Origin of the sequence: Nesterenkonia massiliensis, assembly GCF_000455245.1 — a bacterium.
In the GTDB taxonomy this organism is placed as follows: Bacteria; Actinomycetota; Actinomycetes; order Actinomycetales; family Micrococcaceae; genus Nesterenkonia; species Nesterenkonia rhizosphaerae.
On the sequence record NZ_HG005167.1, the window covers coordinates 49,393 to 54,816 of the forward strand.

4 protein-coding genes and 1 pseudogene are annotated in these 5,424 nt (G+C 63.5%); 4 read left to right on the plus strand and 1 reads right to left on the minus strand.

Annotated features, from left to right (window positions below; all coding sequences use genetic code 11):
• On the plus strand, nucleotides 1-1,874 hold a 1,874-nt coding region (locus TX78_RS05785; protein WP_044494588.1), incomplete at its 5' end, for an ATP-dependent DNA helicase RecG.
• A gap of 20 nt (nucleotides 1,875-1,894) precedes the next feature.
• A pseudogene (gene rsmD / locus TX78_RS05790) lies at nucleotides 1,895-2,446 on the plus strand (16S rRNA (guanine(966)-N(2))-methyltransferase RsmD); the annotation flags it as partial.
• 18 nt (nucleotides 2,447-2,464) lie between these two features.
• Here the strand turns inward: rsmD and TX78_RS05795 are convergent.
• Nucleotides 2,465-3,718 carry an aminotransferase class I/II-fold pyridoxal phosphate-dependent enzyme gene (locus TX78_RS05795; protein ID WP_049897546.1) on the minus strand — a complete coding sequence of 418 codons (1,254 nt, stop codon included), beginning with the start codon at nucleotides 3,716-3,718 and terminating at the stop codon, nucleotides 2,465-2,467.
• On the opposite strand from TX78_RS05795, the gene TX78_RS05800 reads away from it, so the two are divergent.
• Nucleotides 3,717-4,937 carry a glycosyltransferase family 4 protein gene (locus TX78_RS05800; RefSeq protein WP_049897548.1) on the plus strand — a complete coding sequence of 407 codons (1,221 nt, stop codon included), beginning with the start codon at nucleotides 3,717-3,719 and terminating at the stop codon, nucleotides 4,935-4,937. The two genes, TX78_RS05795 and TX78_RS05800, sit on opposite strands and share 2 nt — an antisense overlap.
• Nucleotides 4,938-4,946: 9 nt before the next feature.
• Nucleotides 4,947-5,423 carry a pantetheine-phosphate adenylyltransferase gene (coaD, locus tag TX78_RS05805; RefSeq protein ID WP_044494592.1) on the plus strand — a complete coding sequence of 159 codons (477 nt, stop codon included), beginning with the start codon at nucleotides 4,947-4,949 and terminating at the stop codon, nucleotides 5,421-5,423.
• Nucleotide 5,424: the final 1 nt, after the last annotated feature.

The window sequence follows — 5,424 nt, forward strand, 5'->3', positions numbered from 1 at the left end:
TGGCCTTCTTCTACGGGCACGAGGCATTTCGCAGGCTGAGGCCTGGAACGGTTGCGCTCTTCGCTGGCAAGGTCACCACCTACGCAGGACAGTTGACTCTGAATAATCCGGACTTCGAAGTCGTGGTCAAATCCGATGGCGTGACGATCCCGCACGGTGCCGGTGAAGGCAAGGACCGCTTGGAGGTCCCGGTTCCGCTTTATCCGGCCACCGCTGGAGTCTCCAGTTGGAAGATAAAAAGCTGTATGGAGATCGTGCTGAATCAGACTGATTTCAGTCTCTGGCCACAGACGATTCCACCCGCTGTGGCGCAAGCGGAGCATCTGCCCGGCCTCGGTGAAGCCTACGAGCTGGTGCATCGTCCCCAGGAGGATGGAGCGCAGAAACGTGGATGGCGGCACTTCCGCTTTGCGGAGGCGCTTATTGTGCAGGGGCTGATGGACCGACGCCGTCGTCAGCTAGCGGCTTCCCCCGCACTTCCGGCAGCGCCGAAGCCAGACGGGGTGCTGCAGGCTTTTGACGACCAGCTGCCTTTTGACCTGACCGCTGGCCAGCGCCGGTGCGGTGAGATCCTGGCGGCAGATCTCGGGCAGCCCAAGCCCATGAACAGACTTCTGCAGGGAGAGGTGGGCTCTGGTAAGACCCTGGTGGCGCTGCGCGCCATGCTGCAGGTGGTGGATGCCGGGGCACAGGCCGCGCTAGTGGCCCCCACCGAGGTGCTGGCCATGCAGCATGAACGTTCGCTGCGACGCAGCCTGGGTGCCCTGGCCGCAGAGTTTCCAGGCGACGACGGCGTGCACATCACCCTGCTCACCGGCTCCATGAGTGCCTCAGCGAGGAAACAGGCGTTGCTGGACATCGCCAGCGGACAAGCCGGCATAGTAGTGGGCACCCACGCGCTGCTGGGGGAGAAGGTTCAGTTCGCTCAGCTGGGCTTAGCGGTCATTGACGAACAGCACCGTTTTGGTGTGGAACAGCGCAACGCACTGCGCAGCCGTTTTACCCCCACCCCGCACACCCTGGTGATGTCAGCCACCCCCATTCCGCGGTCTGTGGCCATGACTGTCTTCGGTGATCTGGAACTCACCGTCCTTGAAGGTCTTCCCGGCGGGCGCAGCCCGATCGCCACCCATGTGGTGCCGATGATGCGCGGACGCGAGTGGATTCAGCGGGTCTGGGCCCGGATCGCTGAAGAAGCCCGCGCAGGTCACCAGTGCTATGTGGTGTGCCCCAAGATCAGCGCCGAGGAGGAAGGCGCGTCGGTGGAGCTGATGCTGCAGAAACTCCGAGAGATCCCGGTGCTGAGTCAGTTGCGACTAGCCGGCGCCCACGGCCAGCTCCCTGCAGCGGAGCTGGCTGCCACGATGAACGCCTTCGAACGCGGCGACCTCGACGTGCTGGTGTCCACCACCGTGATTGAGGTCGGGGTCGATGTCGCCAACGCCACGCTGATGGTCATCCTGGACGCCGATTCCTTCGGAATGTCCACCTTGCACCAGCTTCGTGGCCGTATTGGCCGCGGGCACACACAGAAGAACCAGTGCCTGCTGGTGACCCGGCTGCCCGAGGAACACCCTTCCGTGGAGCGGCTGCGCGAAGTCGCTGCCACCACCGACGGCATGGCCCTGGCCACACTGGATCTGGCACGCCGGCGTGAAGGCGATATCTTGTCCAGCCTGCAGTCCGGCGGGCGCAGCACGCTGCGTCTGCTGCGCGCAGCCAGGGACGAAGAGCTCATCGTTCAGGCAGGAGAGTGGATCGCCCGGCTCAGCAATGAGGACCCGGACTGGCATAGTCTGCCGGAACTGCGGGATGCTGTGGAAACGTTCCAGGCACGGCACGACGACGCCGAAGACTACATCGACCGCGGTTAGACCCGACCTTCAGGAGAAGCACATTGGCACGGATCATCGCAGGCACCCACAAGGGACGTCGCCTCACCCCGGTCCCTACCGACGCCACCCGTCCCACCAGCGACAGGGTCAAAGAGTCGCTGTTCTCCCGACTCGAGGGGTACAACGCCTTCGACGGCGCCGTCGTTGTTGATCTCTACGCCGGTTCCGGGGCACTCGGCTTTGAAGCGCTCAGCCGTGGCGCACGGGCCCTGGAAGCGGTGGACAAGGCAGAATCTGCCTACCGAACTCTGGGACGTAACGCGCAGCTCTTCGAGGGAAAAGTCCAAGTCACCAAAGCCGACGCACTGAGATACCTCAACAACCGCGAGGGCGAGCCCATCGAGCTGCTATTCCTCGACCCTCCCTATGGGCTCAGCGACGCAGAGCTGAACAAGGTCCTCAGCGCAGCAGTTCCGCAGCTTCATGAGGCAGCCACTGTGGTCGTCGAGCGCGATGCCCGCAGTGGCGAGCCCACCTGGCCAGAAGGTCTCTCACGATTCCACGAGAAGTCCTACGGCTCTACGCACATCTGGCTGGCTGAACCAGCCTGAGCCTGCCGCCCCGGTACGTCAGAACCTGGAGGTGTCTGCAGCCGCAAGTGCCTCCGGCAGTCGCTGCTGCAGACGCTGCGCTGCTTCAGAGATACTGTGCCGGTCTTTGCAGAATGCGAAACGAACCAGGCGGCGCAGTCGGTGGTTCCGCGGAATCTGGTCAGCGATGATCAGCGCGGAGACCGGAATGGCCGCTACTCCCACCTGCGCCGCTAGGAGATCGCAGAAGGCGGCGTCGTCGAGGTCTGTCAACTCGGAAATATCTGCCAGCAGGAAATACCCCGCACCTGGTGAATTGGGACGTAGCCCTGCCTCATCGAGAGCTGCCGAAAGCTGGTTGCGAGCCTCCGCTAGCTCCGAACGAAGAGCTGAGAGATACCCCTGATCATCACGCACCCCCTGCGCCACTGCCCACTGGAAAGCCGGGCCTGAGGAGAAACTCAGGAACTGCTTCACACCGCGCACCTGGTTGATCAGGGCCGGTGCGCCCATCACCCAACCGACCTTCCAGCCGGTGACGGAGAATGACTTACCTGCCGAGCTGACAGCTACTGCGATATCGCTGGCACCCGGGATGCTGAGGATGCTGCGGTGCTGCTGCTCCGGATCAAGGATGAGCTGCTCATAGACTTCATCGCACATGATGCGCGCTCCGTTGCGGTGCGCGAGTTCCACGATCTGTTCCAGCTCCGCAGCAGTGAAGACCGTTCCCGTCGGATTGTGCGGGGTGTTCAGCAGCACTAGAGACGTGCGGTCGCTGATGGCCGCAGCGAAGGCATCCAGGTCGGGGCGGAAATCGCCGGCGGTCAGCGGTACTCCTACCAGCTCGGCACCGGCCAGCGCTGCGCACGCCCCGTAGGAGTCATAATGCGGCTCAAAGCAGAGCACCTGGCTGCCGGCAGTGGCGAAGGCCAAGATCGTCGCGGCGATTCCCTCTGTAGCCCCTGTGGTTGCCATGATGCTGGTGCCCGGATCGAGACTCACCCCTTGGCGCCGCAGCATATCCTCAGCGACTGCTTCACGCAGTGCAGGTAGACCCATGCCGGGCGCATACTGATTCGGCGGACCAATATGGGACTCGGTGATGGCCGAGGCAGCGGCATCCAACAGCCACTGGGGGCCCTCCTGGTCGGGAAACCCTTGGCCGAGGTTCACTGCCTGGTGGGATATTGCTGCAGCGGTGGTGCGCTCGTAGACCGTGGGCAGCACAGCATGACCGGCCTGATCGTAAGTGTTTGCAGCAGCTGCGGCGCGCGCCCAGGGAGAACTCATGGCCTCCATCGTAGACTGGCGTATCGTGCGCATCGTCTATATCCATCAGCACTTCAATTTCCCCTGGGAGCCGGGGTGGCAGCGGCCGTGGCAGTTCGCTCGGCGGCTGGCTCGCGCCGGCCACGAAGTCACCGTCATCTGCGGCGGACTGCAGAAGCAGATCCAGGAGCTTGAAGGTGTCCGCGTGCACCGGCTCGCGGTCCCCTACGAGAACGCCATGGCCTTTGGGCAGCGGGTGCGCTCCTTTATCTCCTTCATGACCAGAGCGTGCTTCTATGCTTCCCGGGTCAAGGCCGACGTCGTGTTCTCTTCCTCGACCCCGCTGACCACAGCTGTTCCCGGCATTGTGGCCGCCAAGCTGCGCCGTGCACCCTTCGTCTTCGAAGTGCGGGATCTGTGGCCGGAAGCTCCGGTGGCGTTGGGCTTCCTGAAGAACCGCACAGCGATCCGCGCAGCTCAGCGGCTGGAGAAGATCGCCTATCGATCCGCCGCCCACGTGATCGCGCTGTCCCCAGGGATGGAGGAAGGCATCAAACGAGTCTGGCCCAAGGCCCGGACAACAGTGGTGCCGAATGCTTCAGATGTCGAGAACTTCGCCGCCGCCCGGCAGAACCGTGACGCTGTGCGCGCCGAACTCGGCTGGTCAGAGGATGAGACGGTGCTCTTCTATGCCGGAAGCTTCGGCGTGACCTATGACGTGCCGTGGCTGGTGCGCCTGGCAGGGGAGCTTGCCACCCGGAGCAGCACATTCCGCGTGGTGGCTTACGGAGAGGGAGCTGACACGGAGAACTGCCGCCGGATCGCCACAGAGTACGGACTGCCTCCGCTGGAGGTACTCCCCGGGAAGATCCCGCGCACCGAGATCGAGCGTATGCTTCCAGCCGCTGACTTTGCCGTCTCGACCCTGGTCGACAACCCCGCGCTGGAGGTCAACTCCTTGAACAAGGTCTTTGACGCGCTGGCCGCCGCCCGGCCCGTACTCTTCAATCACAACGGCTGGCTTCCTGATGTCCTGGACGCCCACGGGGCCGGATTCCGACTGAGTCGGGATCCCGCTGAAGCAGCTGTGGACCTGATTCAGCGTCTTGAAGAAGGCGCCGTTGACCGTGAGGGGGCCTCCCGCGCTGCGCTGGAGCTGGCCCGCACACAGTTTGACCGCGACCTGCTCTTCAATCGTTTTCTGGAGGTTCTGGAGGCAGCCGCGGCCGGTGTGAAGTAGATTTGAGCCATGCATTCAGCAGTATGCCCCGGCTCATTCGACCCGCTGCACAACGGACACGTGGAGATCATTGCCCGCGCCGCCAACCTCTTTGATGAGGTGATCGTGGCGGTCTCAGCCAATATCCATAAGACCCCACTGTTCACCCTCGAGCAGCGCATCGAGATGGCCCAGGAGACGTTCTCTGCACTGCGCGGAGTCACGGTCAAACCGCTGCCAGCCGGTGTGCTGCTGACCGAATTCTGCAAGGACGTCGGTGCCAGTGCCGTGGTCAAAGGACTGCGCGGCACCCATGACCTGCCCTACGAAGCGTCCATGGCGACAATGAACCGGCATCTGACGGGACTGGAGACCATTTTCCTGGCTGGCGACGGGCGCTATGCGCATCTGTCCTCCACCCTGGTGAAAGAGGTCCACACGCTCGGCGGTGACATTGCAGAGTCCGTCCCGCACGCGGTGCACCGCCGGCTGAGCGACGCCTCCTAAA

What these genes read in the sequence shown, in the direction of transcription:
- TX78_RS05795 (WP_049897546.1), bottom strand. Translation starts at nt 3,718, where the DNA reads ATGAGTTCTCCCTGGGCGCGCGCCGCAGCTGCTGCAAACACTTACGAT.
- TX78_RS05800 (WP_049897548.1), top strand. Translation starts at nt 3,717, where the DNA reads ATGGCCTCCATCGTAGACTGGCGTATCGTGCGCATCGTCTATATCCAT.
- coaD (WP_044494592.1), top strand. Translation starts at nt 4,947, where the DNA reads ATGCATTCAGCAGTATGCCCCGGCTCATTCGACCCGCTGCACAACGGA.